The sequence below is a fragment of the Micromonospora sp. NPDC048999 genome (assembly GCF_040649295.1).
Lineage (GTDB): Bacteria > Actinomycetota > Actinomycetes > Mycobacteriales > Micromonosporaceae > Micromonospora.
The window spans coordinates 120,192-138,883 of the sequence record NZ_JBEZFI010000005.1 but is presented as its reverse complement, the minus strand read 5'-3'; the positions used below and the strand labels follow the sequence as shown (position 1 = coordinate 138,883).

Annotated in this window: 20 protein-coding genes; 13 read left to right on the top strand and 7 right to left on the bottom strand. The window is 73.6% G+C overall.

Going from position 1 to position 18,692, the window contains the following annotated elements; translation table 11 throughout:
• Positions 1-57 precede the first annotated feature (57 nt).
• The gene (locus AB0C02_RS09965) at positions 58-804 is read left to right on the top strand and encodes a hypothetical protein (RefSeq protein ID WP_357543133.1); all 747 of its coding nucleotides are present in this window, start codon (positions 58-60) and stop codon (positions 802-804) included.
• A gap of 24 nt (positions 805-828) precedes the next feature.
• Here AB0C02_RS09965 and disA read toward each other — a convergent pair whose 3' ends face one another.
• From disA to AB0C02_RS09945, 4 genes are all read right to left on the bottom strand, one after another.
• Positions 829-2,013 (bottom strand): DNA integrity scanning diadenylate cyclase DisA, encoded by a 1,185-nt coding sequence (disA, locus tag AB0C02_RS09960; protein ID WP_357543131.1) that lies wholly within the window; start codon positions 2,011-2,013, stop codon positions 829-831.
• A 142-nt stretch (positions 2,014-2,155) separates the two neighbouring features.
• A complete protein-coding gene (radA, locus tag AB0C02_RS09955; RefSeq protein WP_357543129.1) occupies positions 2,156-3,607 on the bottom strand; it encodes a DNA repair protein RadA in 1,452 nt (483 codons plus the stop codon).
• 105 nt (positions 3,608-3,712) lie between these two features.
• Complete coding sequence (locus AB0C02_RS09950) at positions 3,713-4,459, bottom strand: hypothetical protein (RefSeq protein ID WP_357543127.1); 747 nt, start codon at positions 4,457-4,459, stop codon at positions 3,713-3,715.
• A gap of 141 nt (positions 4,460-4,600) precedes the next feature.
• Positions 4,601-5,440, bottom strand: a complete 840-nt coding sequence (locus AB0C02_RS09945; protein WP_357543125.1) for a UbiA family prenyltransferase — start codon at positions 5,438-5,440, stop codon at positions 4,601-4,603.
• A gap of 45 nt (positions 5,441-5,485) precedes the next feature.
• Between AB0C02_RS09945 and AB0C02_RS09940 the strand changes: the two genes are divergently transcribed.
• The 4 genes from AB0C02_RS09940 (at position 5,486) to AB0C02_RS09925 (ending at position 9,278) form a co-directional block, all read left to right on the top strand.
• Complete coding sequence (locus AB0C02_RS09940) at positions 5,486-6,247, top strand: methyltransferase domain-containing protein (RefSeq protein ID WP_357543123.1); 762 nt, start codon at positions 5,486-5,488, stop codon at positions 6,245-6,247.
• Positions 6,248-6,292: 45 nt separating this feature from the next.
• Positions 6,293-7,459, top strand: a complete 1,167-nt coding sequence (locus AB0C02_RS09935; protein WP_357543121.1) for an acyl-CoA dehydrogenase family protein — start codon at positions 6,293-6,295, stop codon at positions 7,457-7,459.
• 154 nt (positions 7,460-7,613) lie between these two features.
• On the top strand, positions 7,614-8,663 hold the full coding sequence (locus AB0C02_RS09930) for a type III polyketide synthase (protein ID WP_357543119.1): 1,050 nt from the start codon (positions 7,614-7,616) through the stop codon (positions 8,661-8,663).
• Between the two features lie 57 nt (positions 8,664-8,720).
• Positions 8,721-9,278 (top strand): hypothetical protein, encoded by a 558-nt coding sequence (locus AB0C02_RS09925; RefSeq protein WP_357543118.1) that lies wholly within the window; start codon positions 8,721-8,723, stop codon positions 9,276-9,278.
• A gap of 7 nt (positions 9,279-9,285) precedes the next feature.
• Here the strand turns inward: AB0C02_RS09925 and AB0C02_RS09920 are convergent, their stop codons facing one another.
• On the bottom strand, positions 9,286-10,008 hold the full coding sequence (locus AB0C02_RS09920; RefSeq protein ID WP_357543116.1) for a hypothetical protein: 723 nt from the start codon (positions 10,006-10,008) through the stop codon (positions 9,286-9,288).
• A 328-nt stretch (positions 10,009-10,336) separates the two neighbouring features.
• Between AB0C02_RS09920 and AB0C02_RS09915 the strand changes: the two genes are divergently transcribed.
• From AB0C02_RS09915 to ispF, 3 genes are all read left to right on the top strand, one after another.
• Entirely contained in the window at positions 10,337-10,822 is a 486-nt protein-coding gene (locus AB0C02_RS09915) for a CarD family transcriptional regulator (RefSeq protein WP_007073334.1), read from the top strand.
• A 54-nt stretch (positions 10,823-10,876) separates the two neighbouring features.
• The gene (gene ispD / locus AB0C02_RS09910; RefSeq protein WP_357543114.1) at positions 10,877-11,572 is read left to right on the top strand and encodes a 2-C-methyl-D-erythritol 4-phosphate cytidylyltransferase; all 696 of its coding nucleotides are present in this window, start codon (positions 10,877-10,879) and stop codon (positions 11,570-11,572) included.
• A gap of 246 nt (positions 11,573-11,818) precedes the next feature.
• Positions 11,819-12,301 carry a 2-C-methyl-D-erythritol 2,4-cyclodiphosphate synthase gene (gene ispF / locus AB0C02_RS09905; protein WP_357543112.1) on the top strand — a complete coding sequence of 161 codons (483 nt, stop codon included), beginning with the start codon at positions 11,819-11,821 and terminating at the stop codon, positions 12,299-12,301.
• 70 nt (positions 12,302-12,371) lie between these two features.
• On the opposite strand, the gene AB0C02_RS09900 is transcribed toward ispF, so the two are convergent.
• Positions 12,372-12,923, bottom strand: coding sequence for a hypothetical protein (locus AB0C02_RS09900; protein WP_357543110.1), 552 nt, complete (start codon positions 12,921-12,923; stop codon positions 12,372-12,374).
• 120 nt (positions 12,924-13,043) lie between these two features.
• Entirely contained in the window at positions 13,044-14,210 is a 1,167-nt protein-coding gene (locus AB0C02_RS09895) for a homogentisate 1,2-dioxygenase domain-containing protein (protein ID WP_357543108.1), read from the bottom strand.
• Positions 14,211-14,304: 94 nt separating this feature from the next.
• Between AB0C02_RS09895 and AB0C02_RS09890 the strand changes: the two genes are divergently transcribed.
• The 5 genes from AB0C02_RS09890 to AB0C02_RS09870 all read left to right on the top strand — a co-directional run bounded on the left by AB0C02_RS09890 (position 14,305) and on the right by AB0C02_RS09870 (position 18,668).
• The gene (locus tag AB0C02_RS09890) at positions 14,305-15,159 is read left to right on the top strand and encodes a hypothetical protein (RefSeq protein ID WP_357543106.1); all 855 of its coding nucleotides are present in this window, start codon (positions 14,305-14,307) and stop codon (positions 15,157-15,159) included.
• A 3-nt stretch (positions 15,160-15,162) separates the two neighbouring features.
• Positions 15,163-16,362: a fumarylacetoacetase gene (fahA, locus tag AB0C02_RS09885; RefSeq protein ID WP_357543104.1), complete on the top strand. Its 1,200-nt coding sequence runs from the start codon at positions 15,163-15,165 to the stop codon at positions 16,360-16,362.
• Positions 16,363-16,538: 176 nt separating this feature from the next.
• The gene (locus tag AB0C02_RS09880) at positions 16,539-16,748 is read left to right on the top strand and encodes a DUF397 domain-containing protein (RefSeq protein ID WP_357543102.1); all 210 of its coding nucleotides are present in this window, start codon (positions 16,539-16,541) and stop codon (positions 16,746-16,748) included.
• A 122-nt stretch (positions 16,749-16,870) separates the two neighbouring features.
• Positions 16,871-17,353 (top strand): SRPBCC family protein, encoded by a 483-nt coding sequence (locus AB0C02_RS09875; protein ID WP_357543100.1) that lies wholly within the window; start codon positions 16,871-16,873, stop codon positions 17,351-17,353.
• Between the two features lie 64 nt (positions 17,354-17,417).
• A complete protein-coding gene (locus AB0C02_RS09870) occupies positions 17,418-18,668 on the top strand; it encodes a PQQ-binding-like beta-propeller repeat protein (protein WP_357543099.1) in 1,251 nt (416 codons plus the stop codon).
• Positions 18,669-18,692 lie beyond the last annotated feature (24 nt).

The window sequence follows — 18,692 nt, the reverse complement described above, 5'->3', positions numbered from 1 at the left end:
TCCGTACCGGCGCGTCGTTCCCCGTGCCGTACGCCACGCCGCTACGGTGAACGCATCATGCGTCTGACGGTCGGTCCCCTGCCATCCGCCGTTTACTGGCGGCGTCGTGCCGTCGTACTCGGAGCGGGGCTTCTGCTCCTGATTGTGCTGCTCTATTCCTGCACCGGTACGGAGCGTAACAAGACCCGCGCGGGTGGCACGCTTCCCTCGGGGACGCCTTCCGCCGCCTCGGCCCCGCAGCCGAGCAGTTCGGTGCTGACCCCGACGCCCGGCAGCCCGTCCCCGACGCCGGAAGACTCCGATGACGGCTCGGCAGGCGGGCAGGGCGGTCCGGCGGGTGTGCAGGGCGGTCCGGCGGGTGGCGGCAGCGGAACGGATGACATCTCACCCGCCCCGGTGGCCGACGACGGTACCTGCGCCGACTCCGAGATCCGGGTGACGCCGGTGGTGGTGCCGGCCAAGGCGCAGCGGGGCACGGTGGTCACCCTGGGTCTCAAGATCAAGAACGTGTCGGAGCGCACGTGCAGCCGGGACGTCGGCTCCGGCCCGCAGGAGCTTTACCTCAAGGCGGGTGCCGAGACGGTCTGGTCGTCGGACATCTGCGGCACCGCCAGGGACTCGGACGTCCAGTCGTTCACCCCGAGCTTCGAGCGTTCCTACCAGCTGGAGTGGAACGGCCGGTACAGCAACCGTTGCACGGGCCAGGTCGCCGCCGGTGAGTTCGTCCCCGCCGGCACGTACCGCGTGTTCGCCCGGGTGGGCACCAAGATCAGCGACCCGGTGAAGCTGACCATCACCGACTGACCGGCGACCCGGCCGGGCGGCGGGTCAGACGTACCGCTCCAGGATGCTTGCCTCGGCGAGCCGGGACAGCCCCTCGCGGACGCCCCGGGCCCGGGCGTCGCCCACCCCCTCGACGGCCTGGAGGTCCTCCACGGTGGCGCCGAGCAGCCGCTGGAGGCTGCCGAAGTGCACCACCAGCCGGTCCACCACCGCCGCAGGAAGCCGGGGCACCTTCGCCAGCAGGCGGAAGCCGCGCGGGCTGACCGCGGCATCGAGGGCGTCCGAGGCGGACGGGTAGCCGATCGCCTTGGCCACCGCGACCAGATCGATCAGCTCGGTGGCGCCGAGCAGGTCGAGCTCGACCAGCGCCTCGTCGAGCGTGCGCGACTTCCGGCCGACCGGGAGGTAGTCGCGGATGACCAGGGTGCGGTCGGCGTCCACGCCGGCCATCAGCTCATCGAGCTGGAGGGCGAGCAGCCGGCCGTCGGTGCCCAGCTCCACCACGTACCCGGCGATTTCGTCGGCGATCCGGCGGACCATCTCCAGCCGCTGCACCACCGCCACCGCGTCGCGTACGGTGACCAGGTCCTCGATCTCCAGGGCGGACAGGGTGCCGGAGACCTCGTCCAGGCGGAGCTTGTAGCGCTCCAGGGTGGCCAGGGCCTGGTTGGCCCGGGACAGGATCGCCGCCGAGTCGTCGAGCACGTGCCGCTGACCGTTGACGTAGAGGCTGATGATCCGCATGGACTGGCTGACCGAGATGACCGGGTATCCGGTCTGTCGGGCCACCCGCTCGGCGGTGCGGTGCCGGGTGCCGGACTCCTCGGTGGGGATGGACGGGTCGGGCATCAGGTGCACGCCCGCCTGCACGATCCGGGTGCCGTCGCTGGAGAGCACCACCGCGCCGTCCATCTTGCACAGCTCACGGACCCGCGTCGCGGAGAACTCGACGTCCAGCGGGAAGCCGCCGGTGCAGATCGAGTCGACCACCTTGTCGTAGCCGAGGACGATCAGTGCGCCGGTGCGACCGCGCAGGATGCGCTCCAGACCGTCACGCAGCGCGGTGCCCGGCGCCATCAGAGCGAGGTTGGCCCGCAGCGGGTCACCGCCGGCCCCGCCGACGCTCCCGGTGACGCTCACGCTGATCGGACGGGCGGACGAGCCCACGGCGCCCGTGCGGGCGTGCGGCGTCGCCGCGGCGGACTTGGTGGCATCGCGGTCGATCGGCACGGGCACAGTCTACGGACTGCCCTGCGGTGGGTGCTCTCGTGGTTACTGTGATGTGTCACGATGCCCGGCTTTCCCGGTCGTCCAGCGGGTGCGCCCGCTGTCCGGTATCGCCCGGCCGATCCCGGCGCACACTCACCGTGCGTCACTCGACGGAAGCGCGGGCGGCAGCCTGGAGCGCTCCGCGCACGTCCGTGACCTCGATCACCCGCATGTTCTCCGGGGCCACCCCGCTGCTGCCCGGGCCGCAGCCGGGCGGCACCAGAGCCAGCCGGAAGCCGAGACGGGCCGCCTCGGCCAGCCGACGCGGCACCGCCCCGACCCGGCGTACCTCACCGGTGAGCCCGACCTCGCCGATCGCCACCAGGTGCGGGGCGATGGCCAGGTTGAGGCCGCCTGAGGCGACCGCGAGCGCCACGGCCAGGTCGGCGGCCGGCTCCACCACCCGGATGCCGCCGACCGTGGCGGCGAACACCTCGCGGTCGTGCAGGGTGAGCCGCTCGGTGCGCCGTTGGAGCACCGCCAGCACCATCGCCAGCCGTGCCCCGTCCAGCCCGGAGACCGTACGCCTCGGCGACCCGGCGACCGTGGCGCCGATCAACGCCTGCACCTCGGTCACCAGGGCCCGTCGCCCCTCCATCGCCACCGTCACGCAGGTGCCCGGCACCGGCTCCGAGTAGCGGGTGAGGAAGAGCCCGGACGGGTCGGCCAGGCTGCTGATGCCCCCCTCGTGCATCTCGAAGCAGCCCACCTCGTCGGCCGCGCCGAATCGGTTCTTCACCCCCCGGACCATGCGCAGCGACGAGTGCTTGTCGCCCTCGAAGTGCAGCACCACGTCGACCAGGTGCTCCAGCACCCGAGGGCCGGCGACCTGGCCGTCCTTGGTCACGTGGCCGACCAGCACGGTGGCGACGCCGCGCTCCTTGGCGACCGCCACCAGGGCCGCGGTGACCGCCCGGACCTGGGTCACCCCGCCCGGCACGCCCTCCGTGCCGGTGGTGGAGATGGTCTGCACCGAGTCGAGCACCAGCAGCCCCGGCTTGACCGCGTCGAGGTGGCCGAGCACCGCCGAGAGGTCGCTCTCCGCGGCCAGGTAGAGCTGCTCGTGCAGGGTGCCCATCCGCTCGGCGCGCAGCCGCACCTGGCTGACCGACTCCTCGCCGCTGACCACCAGCGACGGGCTCCCGGCGTTGGCCGCCCACTGCTGGGCGACATCGAGCAGCAGGGTGGACTTGCCGACCCCGGGCTCGCCGGCGAGCAGCACCACCGCGCCGGGGACCAGGCCGCCGCCGAGCACGCGGTCGAGCTCGCTGACCCCGGTGGGCCGGGCCCGGGCCGGTGCGGCGCTGATGGTGGCGATCGGGCGGGCCGGCTCGGCGGGCATCCGGGAACTGACCACCCGGCCGGAGACCAGCGGCCCGGTGACGGTGCACTCGACCACCGAGCCCCACTCGCCGCACTCCGGGCAGCGCCCCACCCACTTGGGTGGCTGGTGGCCGCAGGCGTCGCACTCGTACGCCGGGCGCGGCTCGCGGGCGGCGCCACGGCCACGGCCGGTGCTGGTGGCGCGGGGGGAGGTCGATCGGGACGTGCTCACCCCAGGACGCTAACCGGACGGTACGACGAAAGCCCACCCGGAAACGGCGACACCGCCGGGTGGCGGTAACCACACCGGCGGTGTCGAAGGCGATGAGTCGGCGGGTCAGCCGTGCGGGCCGCCGGTCGCGGCGCCTGCCTCCTCGCGGGGGTGGACGATCGCCGTGGGGGCCGGGGCCGGGGTGAGCGGCACGCCGATCGGGGCCGCGGTCCGAATGATCTGACCGTTGCCGAAGTCGAAGGTCAGGCGGACCTCCTGGCCGGTGAGCAGCCTGTCGTTCAGGCCGACAAGCTGCAGGAACCGGTCGCTGCTGGGGGCGAGCTGGGCGTAACCCCCGGCCGGGATCTCGATCCGGGCCGGCAGGCCGGTCGCGGCCGACTCGCTCGGCGAGGCCGACGGGCTGGCCGGGGAGGGTTCGCCCGACCCCAGCGCCTCGCTCGGCGAGGCGTTGGGGGTGCTCGGGGCGGGCGATGCGGAAGCCGGCTCGGTCGGCGAGTTGGTCGGGCTCGCCTGCGGGCCGCCCGCGTCGCTGCCGCTGAGCAGGATCTCGCGGGCGCTGTCGGTGGTGACCGTGACGGTGACCGCTTCCTTGCTGTCGTTGTAGATCACGACGTTGAGCGGGGCGTTGCTGCCCCGCTGGTAGCCCTCGGTGCCCGGGTACTGCACGTACAGGCTGCGCAGCAGGTAGAGGTTGTTCGGAGTCTGGACGTTGGCGCCCTGCACCGACGGGACCTTGATGGCGGTCTCGGCCACCTGGCCGGCGCCGCACCCGGACAGCAGCAGGCTCGCCGCCGCCGCCGTACCGGCCAGCAGCAGGGCCGCCCGCCCGGAACCCCTGATCGAGCGCGTCACGTCGGTCCTCCTCGTCACGATCCCCACCCGGCCGTACGCCGGGCACGGGGTTGGCCATACCCGCGCAGACCGCGCTCCAGGGTAGTTGGGGCTGATCCGGGCCCGCACGCCGACCCGGCAATGCCACCTTGCGGGGGCCGGTCAGACCACCCGGCCGTTCACCACCAGCAGGACCACGTCGATGAGGGCCACCACCATCACCGCCCGGAAGGCGGCCACCGGTCGGCCGCCGGCCCGGGCCGCGACGCGTCCCGCGTACCAGCCGAGGAGCGGCACCACGGCGGCGACCGCGATCGCCGACAGGCCCGCCCACGACGGCGGCCCGGGCGGCCCGACGACCAGGATCACGGTGGCGGCGAAGAGCAGCCCGGCGGCGGCCAGCCGGCTGCCCGCCGGCCCCAGCCGGTGCGGCAGCCCGTGCACGCCGGTACGCGCGTCGTCGGCCAGGTCCGGCAGCACGTTGGCGAAGTGCGCCCCGGCACCCAGACAGGCGGCGGCGGCCACCAGCCAGACCGGGGGCGACGGCGCGCCGGGCAGAGCCAGCACCACGAAGGCGGGCAGCGCGCCGAAGGAGACCGCATAGGGCAGCACGGAGACCGGGGTCGACTTCAGCGGCCAGTTGTAGAGGAGCGCGGACACCAGGCCGACCGTCGCGCACGCCGCCGCGACGCCGCCCGTCAGCAGCGCCACCAGCGGGGTGGCGACCGCGGCCGCGACGGCCGCGTACGCCAGGTGCCGCCGCTGTACGACCCCGCTGGCCGCCGGTTTGTCGGTACGCCCCACCGCGGCGTCCCGGTGCGCGTCGAGCGCGTCGTTGCTCCAGCCCACGGCCAGCTGGCTGGCCAGCACGGTGAGCACCACGGCGGCCACCCCGGCCGGCCGGTGCCCGACCCCGGCCGCCAGCAGCCCGGCCACCACGGTCACCGCGGCGGCCGGTTCCGGATGGCTCGCCTTGACCAGCCCTAACACCGAAGACGGCATAAGGGAAGTCTGGTCGTTACCGGGGAGTCGTGCCACGCTCAGTTCATGCGAGAAGTGGCCCCGGTGTCCACTCCGTACCGGGTGCTGCCGCCCAACGACCCCCGCCAGTACGACGAGCTGGCCGGCGAGTGGTGGCGACCGGACGGCGCGTTCGCGATGCTGCACTGGCTGGCCCGGGCCCGCGCCGCGCTGGTGCCGCCGGCCGCCACCAGGGACGCGCTCCTGGTCGACCTCGGCTGCGGTGCCGGCCTGCTCGCCCCGCACCTGGCCGGCAAGGGCTACCGGCACGTCGGGGTGGACCTCACCCGCTCGGCCCTCGACCAGGCCGCCGCGCACGGGGTGACCGTGATCAACGGCGACGTCACCGCGCTTCCGCTCGCCGACGGCTGCGCCGACGTGGTCTCCGCCGGTGAGGTGCTGGAGCACGTGCCGGACTGGCGCCGAGCGGTCGCCGAGGCGTGCCGCCTGCTGCGTCCGGGCGGTCTGCTGGTGCTGGACACCCTCAACGACACCCTGCTGGCCCGGCTGATCGCGGTGGAGATCGGCGAACGGCTGCCCACCGTGCCGCGCGGCATCCACGATCCACGGTTGTTCGTGGACGCCCGCGCGCTGATTGCCGAGTGCGCCCGGCACGGCGTCGAGCTGAGGCTGCGCGGAGTCCGCCCCGAGCTGGGCGGGACGCTGGCCTGGCTGCTGCGCCGCATCCGCGCGGGTGCCGCCGGCCGCCCGGGCGGGAGGGAGCCACGGATCGTGCCGACCCGGTCCACCGCCGTGCTCTACCAGGGCCACGGGCGCCGGAACGGATAGCAGCCGGAGCCGCCGGGGCGGAGGGAACGCCGAGAAGGGAGCTACATGACTGTGCACGCGCTCGAGGCGGCCCGCCGGTTGGCGCCGCGACTGGCCGCCCGCGCCGCCGACCACGACCGGGACGGCTCCTTCCCGGTCGACGACTTCGCCGACCTGCGGGACGCCGGGCTGTTCGGGCTGATGGTGCCCCGGGAACTGGGCGGGGCGGGGGCCAGCTTCGCCGAGTACGCCGCCGTCGCCACCGAGCTGGCCCGGGGCAACGGCGCCACCGCGCTGGTGTTCAACATGCACGCCTCGGTCACCGGGGCGCTCGGCGCGGTGACCGAGGAACTGGCGGAGGCGCTCGGCGTACCGGACGAGGCGCTGGCCGCCCGTGACCGGCTGCTCCGCGCGGCGGCCGACGGTGCCTGGTACGCGGTGGCGATGAGCGAACGCGGGGCCGGTGCCCGGTTGTCGCAGCTCAGCACGGTCTACGAGCCGGTCGAGGGCGGCTGGCACATCAAGGGCAGCAAGACCTTCTGCTCCGGCGCCGGGCACCCGGACGGCTACCTGGTGGCCGCGCGAAGCGCCGCCGACCAGTCGATGGTCTCCCAGTTCCTGGTCCCGGCCGGCGAGGGGATCACGGTGGAGCCCACCTGGGACTCGCTCGGCATGCGCGCCACCTCCTCGCACGATCTGCACCTGGACGTCACCGTCCCGGCCGACCGGCTGCTCGGCGGGGTGGAGGGGCTGGCCCTGGTGGTCGCCCAGCTCATGCCGCACTGGCTGGTGGCCAGCTACGCCGCCGTCTACGTCGGGGTGGCCCGGGCGGCGATCGACGCCGCAGCCGAGCACCTGAACGCGCGTAACCTCGCCGGCCTGCCGGCGGTCCGGGCCCGGCTGGGCCGGGCGGACGCGGCGGTCGCGGCGGCCGAGCTGGTGGTGGCCGAGGCGGCCCGCCGGGTCGACGAGACGCCCGGCGACGCGGAGACCAACCGCTGGGTGTGGCGGGCCAAGCTGCTCGCCGGCATCACCGCCGCCGACGTGGCGGCGTCCATGCTGGAGGCCGCCGGCACCTCGGCCACCCGCCGGGGCCACCCGCTGGAACGGCTCTACCGGGACGCCCGGTGCGGTTCGCTGCACCCGGCCACCTCCGACGTCTGCGCCGACTGGCTGGGCATCGCCGCGTTGGGCGGCGACCCGGACCGCGACGGCTCGGCCCCTCGTTGGTGAGCGCGAGGAGTGAGCCGGTTCTGCGAGCCCCGCAGTCGCGAACGGAAGGCGGCGCGGTGAGCGCGAGGAGTGAGCCGGTTCTGCGAGCCCCGCAGTCGCGAACGAAGGGCGCTCGTTGGTGATGCGTGGGGATCGGAAGCGAGAGGTGGGGGACATGGCCGTGCCGGTGATCGCGGGCTTGGGTACGGCGCAGCCGCCGGCCGCGGCGCAGGACGAGCTCTGGGAGGGCTTCTTCGCGAAGCACTTCTCCGGCAGCACCCGGGCGCTGGCCGAGCGCATCTTCGCCAACTCCGGCGTGTCCCGCCGGCAGGCCGCGGTGAACCCGCTGCTGGAGGACGTCTCGGAGTGGCCGACCGAACGCCGGATGCGGCGCTACCAGGTGGAGGCGCTGCCGCTCGGCAAGGAGGCGGTGGGCCGGGCGCTCACCGCCGCCGGGCTGGACGCCCGCGACGTGGGTCTGTTCGTGGTCTGCTCCTGCACCGGGTACGCCACCCCGGGGCTGGACATCCTGCTCGCCCGGGACCTGGGCATGGCTCCGGACACCCAGCGGATGTTCGTCGGTCACATGGGCTGCTATGCGGCGCTGCCCGGGCTGGGCGCGGCGAGTGACTTCGTCACCGCCCGGGGGCGCCCCGCGCTGCTGCTCTGCGCGGAGCTGACCAGCCTGCACATCCAGCCGGCCGGGGCCCGGGTGGACACCCAGCAGATCGTGTCGCACGCGCTCTTCTCGGACGCCGCGGTCGCCGCCGTGCTCCTCCCCGGCGGCCCCGGGTACGCGCTGCGCGAGGTCGCCTCGGTCACCGACACCTCGACCGCTGACCACATGACCTGGGACGTCACCGACACCGGCTTCCGGATGGGCCTGTCGCCGAAGGTTCCACAGGTGCTCTCGCATCACGTCCGGGGCCTGGTCGACGACCTGCTGGCCCGGCACGGACGGACGTCCGCCGAGGTGGACGGCTGGGCGGTGCACCCGGGCGGCCCGCGCATCCTCAACGTGGTGGACCGGGAACTCGCCCTCCCGCCGGAGGCCCTCGCGGCGTCCCGGGCCACCCTGGACGAGCACGGCAACTGCTCGTCGCCGACCGTGCTGCTGATCCTGGACCGGCTATGCCGCGCGTACGCGCCGCCGGACCGGGTCGTGATGCTCGCCTTCGGGCCGGGCCTGACCCTGTACGCGGCCCTGCTCGATCGCGTCGACTGACGGATCCGCCGATTCGTCGGGGCGGTGACGGTCCTGGCGCGCGGCTACGCTCACCGGATGGATGCCGGCGACCGAACGCGGGGTGCACTGCTGGCCGGGCTGACCGTGGCCGCGCTGGCCGTCGGCGGCTGGTGGTGGCGGGAGGCCGCCCCGGCCACCGGGCCGATCCGCCCGACGCCGAGCCCGTCGACGCTTGAGCCGCTGATGGGCCGAACCTTCGAGATCGACCCGGCGACCGGAGGGGTGGTGGGCGTGTGGCAGACAGACCCGGAGGACCCGGAGATCCTCCCCGAGGAGGTCGACGCTGCCCAGGTGAACCGGTCGCGAACAATCTGGCAGGACCGCTCCCACCTGCGTCCCGACGCCGATCCGCTGGTCCGGCAGGTTAACGCGGCACCGGATGACACCTTTCTACTCACCATTGACTGCACCGGTGAGGGCACGCTGATGGTGACGTATTCCGGCGTCGACGCGGACAAGTCGGAAGGGGCCGTCACCTGCCCCACCGCCCAGCTGACTATTGCGCTCACCGCCAGCGGCGGGCCGTTGCTGCTGCAATTCACCGCGCACGACGGCGCGATTGACCTGGACGCTCGGCTCGCGTCAATGTTCTGACCCCCGGTCAGGCCGCGATGCGAGCCAGGTCGGCGCGGTAGTCCTCGACCGGGCCCAGCTCCGGCACCAGCCGGACCAGGGTTCCCTCCCGGTCCACGAGGATGGCGGGGGCCGCGCTCGGGTGGGCAGCGAGACGGACATAGTCGCGCAGGCCGCCAGCCGGGTCGGCGAGGGGGCGTACCCCGGGGGTGGGCGACGTGCCGACCGTGCGGCCCCCGGTGACGGTGACCACGGTGACGCCCGGGGGCGCGGCGGCCGCCGCCTGGGTCACCTGATCGGCGCAGGCGCAGGCGTCCACCAGGATGATCATCGCCGGCAGCAGGCTGCGCAGCGGCACCGGGGACTGCGTGGCGTCGACCAGGTCCAACGCGGGCAGCGGCCCGACCGCCGCCGGGGCGGCCGTCGGATACGGGACGACGGTGGGACCGTCACCGGAGCGCGCCGAGCGGGGCCAGGTGACCGTGGCCAGCCCGGCGAGGGTGATCAGCACCGACACCAGCACGATCAGCACCGGCAGCCCGAGCGGCGGGCGACCGTCCGGCCGCGGGGTGAGGCCGAGTCGGCCGCGCCACACTGTCCGTCGACGGAGTCGACGCAGCTCACGGCGGACCTGTCGCGCCTCGTGGGCGAGCGCCGAGGCGTCGTCGGGGACGATCACCCGACCCCACTCCGGGGGCAGGTCGGGCAGCCCGTCCGGTGGCCCTTGGCCTTCAGCGTCAGGCATGCCCATCGGACCCCCAGCAACCGTCGCGGTGAGCGGACGTCGCGTCCACCTCCAGCGTCCCGCACTGGCCGGCGTACCGCCACACCTGGGCGCACTCGGGATTCCAGGGCTACCATGGAAGGAGCGCAACGCCCTAGATATCGACACTCCTACCGCCCTTGTCGGGTTGTCATCTATCGGTTACGGAACGTGTCGGAACCATCGGTTTGACTGCCTGTCAAGCTGAAGAAATACCTCTCACAGGGCCCCTGAGCTGCGCCAACGGTCAGGACAGCCGTGAGACATCGGTGCCTGAGCGTGTTACCCTAGACACAGCGAAAGGGGTTTCGAACCTATGGTTTTCAGTGTCGGCGAGACCGTTGTTTACCCCCACCACGGGGCCGCACTCATCGAGGCAATCGAGACTCGGGTCATCAAGGGCGAGCCCAAGCAGTACCTCGTCCTGCGGGTCGCGCAGGGTGACCTGACGGTCCGGGTGCCCGCCGAGAACGCCGAGATCGTGGGTGTGCGTGAGGTGGTCGGCGAAGAGGGCCTGGGCAAGGTCTTCGACGTGCTCCGCGCACCGCACACCGAGGAGCCGACCAACTGGTCGCGGCGTTACAAGGCGAATCTGGAGAAGCTGGCCTCCGGTAACCCGCTGAAGGTCGCCGAGGTCGTTCGCGACCTGTGGCGCCGGGAGCGGGAGCGGGGTCTGTCCGCGGGTGAGAAGCGCATGCTCGCCAAGGCTCGCGACATCCTCGTCGGCGAGGTCGCGCTGGCTGAGAAGAGCACCAAGGACGAGGCGGAGACGCTGCTCGACAAGGTGCTGACCGAGGCCTGATCCGCACCGCATCGTCGTACCCATCCCATAGCAAGGAAATCCGAGGACCGCGACGTGACCGCGCAGCTCAATCCGCGCGGTGACGTCGCGGTCCTGGTTCCTGCGGCCGGTGCCGGCGTACGCCTCGGCCCCGGCGCCCCGAAGGCGCTCCGACCACTCGCCGGGGAGCCCCTGCTGGTACATGCGGTACGCCGGATCGCGGCGGCGCCCTCGGTGCACACCATCGTGGTGGCCGCCCCGGCCGCCGACGTCACGGCGGTCCGGGCGATGCTCGCGCCGGTCGCCCCGGTGACCGTGGTGGCCGGCGGCGCGGAGCGCCAGGCGTCGGTGGCCGCCGCGCTGGCCGCCGTACCGGCCGGGCCGGAGATCGTTCTGGTGCACGACGCCGCCCGCGCGCTCACCCCGCCCGAGTTGGTCGAGTCGGTCGCCGAGGCGGTCCGCGCCGGGCACGACGCGGTGATTCCGGTGCTGCCCGTGGTCGACACGATCAAGGAGGTCGGCACCGGCGAGGTGGTCCTCGGCACGGTGGACCGTTCTGCCCTGCGGGCCGTGCAGACGCCGCAGGGCTTCCGCCGGTCCGTGCTGGCCGCCGCGCACGCGGCCGCCGGCGACCCGCTCACCGACGACGCCGGCCTCGTGGAGAAGCAGGGGGTGCCGGTGGTGTGCGTCCCCGGCTCCGAGTACGCGCTCAAGGTCACCCGACCGTTCGACCTGGCCCTCGCCGAGCACCTGCTGACCGCCGGCGCCTGACTCGTACCGGTCCCATCAAGGTCGGCCGTCGAGATCGCCCACCCGGCCGAAAGTCGTTCCCCGGAACCGGCTTCATTGATCAACTCGGTGTGCCGCAAAAGGTGGTCTCACCCGTCAGGTGTGACCGCAATGTGCCGTACATGGAGTTGATCAAGGTTGGATCGCGGTATGCCGGCCTCCGCCTCGCGTTAAGGTGTTCGCGCCGCTGCGGGTGGCGAGCATCCAGCTGACGCGTACGCTCGGGCCATGATCGTTCCTCGGGTGGCCATCGGCACGGACGTGCACGCCTTCGAGGCCGGGCGGCCGTGCTGGGTCGCCGGTCTGCACTGGCCGGGCCAGGACGGCCTGGCCGGTCACTCGGACGCCGACGTGGCGGCGCACGCCGCCTGCAACGCCCTGCTCTCCGCGGCCGGCCTCGGCGACCTGGGCGCGAACTTCGGCGTCGACCAGCCGGAGTGGGCGGGGGCCTCGGGCGTGGCGCTGCTCACCGAGAGCGCCCGGCGGGTCCGGGCGGCCGGTTTCCGGATCGGCAACGTGTCGGTCCAGGTGATCGGTAACCGGCCCAAGATCGGCCCGCGCCGGGAGGAGGCGCAGCGCGTGCTCTCGGCGGCGGTGGGGGCGCCGGTCACCGTCTCCGCCGCCACCACCGACGGCCTTGGCTTCACCGGGCGCGGCGAGGGGCTGACCGGCATCGCGGTGGCCCTGGTGTACGAGGTGCCGGCGGAGTAGAAGCCGGCGGTGTGCGCCCCCCGGCTCCCAGTACGCGCTCAGGGCCACCCGGCCGTTGTCGGGGCCGCTCTCAGTCGGCGGCGCAGGTGACCGTGCCGGCCACGTGGACGCTCTTTCCGGCGTGCGCGTCGACACCGGGCAGGTCCAGGTCGAGCCGGAGCGTGCTGCCGTCGACCGCCCCGGCGGGCAGCGCCGTGACGAATGCGGTTTCCAGGTCAAGCTCGACGATCACCTGAGGGTCGCCCTGCAACTCGCCGGCCTCGGCCTGCCGGGGCGACCACACCTTCAGCGCCACGGCGGGGTCGTTGCCGATGGCCACCGTCGACTTGACCACGTCCGCGCCCCGCCCGCTGGTGAACGGCGGGGTACGCCCCAGCCGGCAGTGCTCCCCGAAGGTGTCCGTGATCGATTCGCGCAGCTCGGTCCGGGGGAGGTCGCCCGTGATCACCATGTCGATCGTGCCCGCGCCGGCGGGCTGTGCGTCCGGCTTGACACCGGCCGAAGCGGCCGCGTCCACCGCCTCCCGGGTGCGCTGGTCGACGTCCTCCGGCCCGCACGCGGTCAGCAGTACGGCGACCACGAGTGCCGTCGCGCCAGCCTGCACTGCCCTGCCTCGTTCCATCCTTCGCCTCCGTCAATAGGTCCGGTCGGACCTTGGTGGGGTTGGTGGCGACGATGATCCAGGTCACTGGCTGAAGCTTCAAGGCGCTGCGGCGTCGGGTGTCCGACATGGACGGTGGGGTCAGCCGCGCCGCGCCCACGTCCAGGCGTACGCCTCGTCCTCGCAGGTGGACGCGGCGTCGCAGAGGTCGAGCGGGCGGAAGGTGTCGACCATGACCGCCAGCTCGTCGAAGAAGTCCGCCCCGATCGAGCGTTCGGCGGCGCCCGGCTGCGGGCCGTGGGTGAACCCGGATGGGTGCAGCGAGATGGAGCCCTGCTCGATGCCGGAGCCGCGCCGGGCCTCGTAGTTGCCGCCGGTGTAGAAGAGCATCTCGTCCGAGTCGACGTTGTGGTGGTTGTACGGCACCGGAATGGCGTCCGGGTGGTAGTCCACCTTGCGGGGCACGAACGAGCAGATCACGAAGTTCGGGCCCTGGAAGGTCTGGTGCACCGGCGGCGGCTGGTGGATCCGCCCGGTGATCGGCTCGAAGTCGTGGATGGAGAAGGCCCACGGGTAGAGGTGACCGTCCCAGCCGACCACGTCGAACGGGTGGTGAGCGTACGTGTACCGGGTCCAGCCGCGGCGGTGCCGGACCAGCACCTCGACGTCCTCGTCGTCGACCAGCAGCGGCGCGTCAGGTCCCCGGACGTCCCGCTCGCAGTACGGCGAGTGTTCCAGGAACTGCCCGCGTACCGACAGGTAGCGCTTGGGCGGGCCGACGTGACCGGCCGCCTCGATGGCGAGCAGCCGGGTCGGCTCGTCGCCGGTCGGCACCAGCCGGTGGATGGTCGAGGTGGGGATGATGACGTAGTCGCCGGCCACCGCGTCCAGCACGCCGAACGGCGACTCGACCCGCAGCGACCCCGATTCCACGTAGAGGCAGTGGTCGCCGGTGGCGTCCCGGAACAGCGGGGACGGCCGGTCGGCCAGCACGTACGCGATTCGCACGTCGTCGTTGGCGAGCAGGTACTGCCGCCCGAGCACCGGGTCCGCGCCGGCCCCGTCGAGCTTGTGGGTACGCAGGTGACGCGGCTTCAGCGGCAGGTTCGGCACCCGGGTGAAGGCGGGCGGGGTGAACTCCTCGGCGGCCACGATCGCGGTCGGCGCGTACCGGTGGTAGAGCAGCGACGAGTCGGAGGAGAAGCCCTCCTGGCCGACCAGTTCCTCGGCGTAGAGGCTGCCGTCGGGCTGACGGAACTGGGTGTGGCGCTTGCGTGGCACCTCGCCGATGCTGCGGTAGTACGGCATCTCGCCTCCCGATATGTCCCGTTCTCCGGCCGGTGACGTCCGATAATCGGACGCTGTTGTCCGTTCCTCGTAGCGTCCCGTACATTCTTGTCTCGTGTCAACGCAGGTGCCCCACCTCCTCGCCGGCCTGGTCGACGACGCCGCGGTCTTCCCGCCCGGCAGCGCGTCGCCGCCGGACGCGGTGACCGCGCACCACCGGCATCGCGCCGCGTGGTACACCGACCTGGTCGGCCCGCTGCTGCTGCCCGCCTCCGCGATCGCCACCGGCAAGCTGAACGGGCTGCTCGGCGCGGGGTTCGTGATCGGGCTGATCGGCGACACCGGCATCGAGCGACTGCCGTCCGCGCTGTCGGCCCTGGCTTCGGACGGCGTGACCACCCGGCAGGTCGAAGCGCCGGTCGCCAAGCGGGGCGAGGACCCGCAGCCCGGGCTGGCCGAGCTGGTCGCCCTCGCCGAGCGGCTGGGCGACACCCCGGTCTACGCGGAGATCCCGTTGACCTTCGGGCTGATGGGTGCCCTGGACACCGTGGCGCAGGCGCGGGCCGGCGGGCTGCCGATCGCGGCCAAGTTCCGCACCGGCGGGCTGGCCGCCGAGCTCTTCCCCACCCCGGTCGAGTTGGCCGCGGTGATCTGCGCCTGCCGTGACCGAGAGCTGCCGTTCAAGCTGACCGCCGGGCTGCACCACGCGATCCGCCACCGGGACCCGGAGACCGGCTTCACCCACCACGGCTTCGTCAACGTGCTCGCCGCGACCCTGGCCGCCGCCGGGGGCGCGGAGGTGGACGGCGTCGCCGACCTGCTCGCCGCCACCGACGCGGTACGGGTGGTCGAGCTGGTCCGGGCGCACCGGGATGCCGAGCGCCCGCTCTGGGTCGGGTACGGCTCGTGCAGCGTCTCCGAACCACTGACCGACCTGATCCGGCTTGGCCTGATGAACGGGAGCCTTTGAGAAATGACCTGGGTGACGGGTGCTGACGGCTCGGCGTACGGGGTGACCAACCTGCCGTACGGGGTGTTCCGGCACGGCGACCGCGAGCCGCGGATCGGCGTACGCATCGGCGATTTCGTGTTGGACCTGGCCGGCGCGGAGGCGGCCGGGCTGGTGCTGGCCGCCGGGGCGCTGGGCCGCCCCACGCTCAACGACTTCATGGCGCTCGGCCGTCCGCAGTGGACCGCCGTCCGGCAGCGGGTCACCGAGCTGCTCACCGACGCCGCGCACCGCCCGGCGGTGGAGCCGCTGCTGGTGCCGCTGCGCGAGGTGGAGCTGCTGCTCCCGTTCGAGGTGGCCGACTACGTCGACTTCTACTCGTCCGAGCACCACGCGGCCAACGTCGGGCAGATCTTCCGGCCGGGTCAGCCGCCGCTGCTGCCCAACTGGAAGCACGTGCCGATCGGCTACCACGGTCGGGCCGGCACGGTGGTGGTCGCCGGGACCCCGGTGGTCCGCCCCACCGGGCAGCGGGCCAGCGCGCAGGGCCCGATCACCGGTGCCTCCGTACGGCTGGACATCGAGGCCGAGGTCGGCTTCGTGGTCGGGGTGCCGAGCCGGCTCGGTGACCGGGTCGCCGTCGCGGACTTCGCCGACCACGTCTTCGGCGTGGTGCTGGTCAACGACTGGTCCGCCCGGGACATCCAGGCCTGGGAGTACCAGCCGCTCGGCCCGTTCCTCGGCAAGTCCTTCGCCACCTCGGTCTCGGCCTGGGTGACCCCGCTGGACGCGCTGGCCGACGCCTTCGTGCCCGCCCCCGACCAGGACCCGCCGGTGCAGGACTACCTGCATGCCGTCCCGCACCTCGGGCTGGACCTGGCCCTGGCAGTGGAGTGGAACGGCGAACGGGTCAGCGAGCCGCCCTACGCCACCATGTACTGGACGCCCGCCCAGCAGCTCGCCCACCTCACCGTCAACGGCGCGTCGCTGCGTACCGGCGACCTCTACGCCTCCGGCACCGTGTCCGGGCCGGAGCGCGGCCAGGTCGGCTCGTTCCTGGAGCTGACCTGGGGCGGGAGCGAGCCGGTCAAGTTCGCCGACGGGGGCACCCGGACCTTCCTGGAGGACGGCGACACCGTCACCATCACCGCCACCGCTCCCGGCCCGGACGGCTCCACCATCGCCCTCGGCGAGGTCACCGGGACCATTCTCCCGCCCCGCTGAACCGGTCCTTCCGTACGCCGACCCCGGTCGCACCCGCTGTGCGACCGGGGTTCTGCGCATCCGCGTTGATCGTGCCGGGTCCGTCGCCAGCTTGCGCGGCGGCCCGGGCCGGCGGCGCGGCAAGGCGCCGCCGGTCCGTCATCGGGAACGTCCCAGCGGAGAAGGAGGCACCGAGCATGACCGATCTCACGAACGCCGTCTGGCGCACCAGCAGCCGCTCGAATGATCAGGGGTTGTGCGTCGAGGTGGCGGACAACTTGGTTCGAACGGCCGGCGTGGTCGCGGTACGCGACTCCAAGGACCCGTCCGGCCCGACGCTGGCGGTGAGCCCGTTGGGCTGGTCCGCCTTTGTCGAGGCGATCCAGGGCGGTCGGTTCCGGGTCTGACCTCGTGGCCGGCGATCAGGCGGCCCGCCACCTCGCTGAAGTGGCCACCGGCGGCGGGAATTCCGCCGCCGGGGTGCCGTCGCGCCCTCACTCCCCGTACGGTGAAAGACACGGGAGGTGCCATGTCGACGGTCGCGGTCACCCAGTTCATCGAGGCACCCGCCGTCGATCTCTGGCGGCTGCTGGTCGATCTGCCGGCCCGTGCCGACTGGCTCTCCACGGTCGGCACGGTCGAGCTGCTCACGCCGGGCAGTCTCGCGACCGGCACCAGCTGGCGCGAGACCCGCACCCGGCCGGACGGGGGAACCCAGGTGGAGGAGTTCGTTGTGCTGGAGGCCGTCCCGCCCCAGCGCCTGGTGCTCACCTCGCCCGGCACCGGAACGGACTACCGGATCACCTGGACCCTGCGTGCGGCGCGGCGCCGCCGCCGCGCCTGCACCGCCGTCACCGTGTGGCAGGAGGCGACGCCCACCGCCCCGTACGGCCGGCTCCTCGCTCTGCTTTTCGGCGGGCTGGCGGCCCGCGCGGTCGAGGCCGCGCTCCGGCGTGACCTCGCCGACCTCGCCCGCGCCGCCCGACCCCCGGCCCCCGCGCTGGCCGCCTGAGCCGGCGCGACCTCACCGGGTCACCCACAGCCGCCGTCGGTAGGGTGCCGACCGGAGGTGCGGCATGAGGTTCCCGAAGGGGTGGCGGGTGGCCGCGGCAGTGGTCGCGGCGCTGCTCGGCGCCGGTGCGGTCGCGGCCGTCGGGTACCGGGTGCTCGCCCCGGCCGAGGTCGAGACGGTCGCCCGGGCCGGCTACCCGCCGGCGGTCACGCCGACCGTCGGGGTGGTGGGCCGGCTGTCGGCGGCCCCGTTGATCGTGGACGGCCGGCTCCGCGTCTACGCGGCCGCCCGCCAGGTGTACGCCGACCAGCCGGCCGACCGTGGGTACCGGGCCGCCCCGTACTGGTCGTACCGGCGCTGGCCGGCGCGGCTGAGCGGCGTGGTGGCCGACGGAACCACGGTGGTCAGCCGCTGGTCCGACGGGAAGCTGGTGGCGCTGGACGCCCGAACCGGGCGGGTCGCCTGGCGGGCCGACGACGTGGAACCGGGCGTGCTGCCGGAACCCCGCCGCACCTACGCCGCGGCGGTCTGGGAGCCGTCCGGGCTCTCCGTGGCCCGCACCCCGACCGGCCGGACCGTCCTGGTCGTGGCCGGGCCCGGCCAGCTCAGCGCGTACGACCTGGTCGACGGCCACCGGCTGTGGCGGGTCGACCGCGAACGGGGCTGCCTGGGCGCCGCGGGCACCACCGCCGACGGTGAGGTGCTCGGGCTGACAAAGTGTGACGGGCCGGAGACGGTCGAGTTCCGGGACGCCGTCACCGGTGCGGTCCGCGCCCGCTGGCGTCCGCCGGATGCCTCGGAGACGTTCGTGATGACGCCGCTCGGCTGCCGGCAGGGCCGCTCCGGCTGCCGTGGGCTGCGCATCTCGGAGGGTGCGGGCAGCGGCCGGGGCTGGCTGGTGGGCGCCGGTGGCCCGCAGGCCGCGCCGGGTCTCGACGGGGTGGACACCGCACTCGACGGCGAGCGGGCCGTCGGCACCTCGGCGGGTGTGGTGACCGGCCGGTCCGCGCGTACCGGTGCGGAGTTGTGGCGCCGGGCCGACCTCGGCCCGGTGCGGATCATCGCGGTCGAGCCCGGCCGGGTGCACCTGCTCACCGAGCAGCGGGAACTCGTGACCCTCGACCCGTCCACCGGTGCCGAGCGCTCCCGCTCCGCCCTGACCATCGGCCATGACGGGATCGACTGGCAGCCCGGCCAGGCGTACGCCACGGGCGGCTACGTGGCGGTGGAGCGGGCCCGCGAGGGGGCCGTCCCGGACGACGACGATCAGGCGTACTTCCTGGTGCCCGAGCCGGTGCTGCTCGTCGCGACGTGACGCTGCCGCTGTCGAAACGGGGCC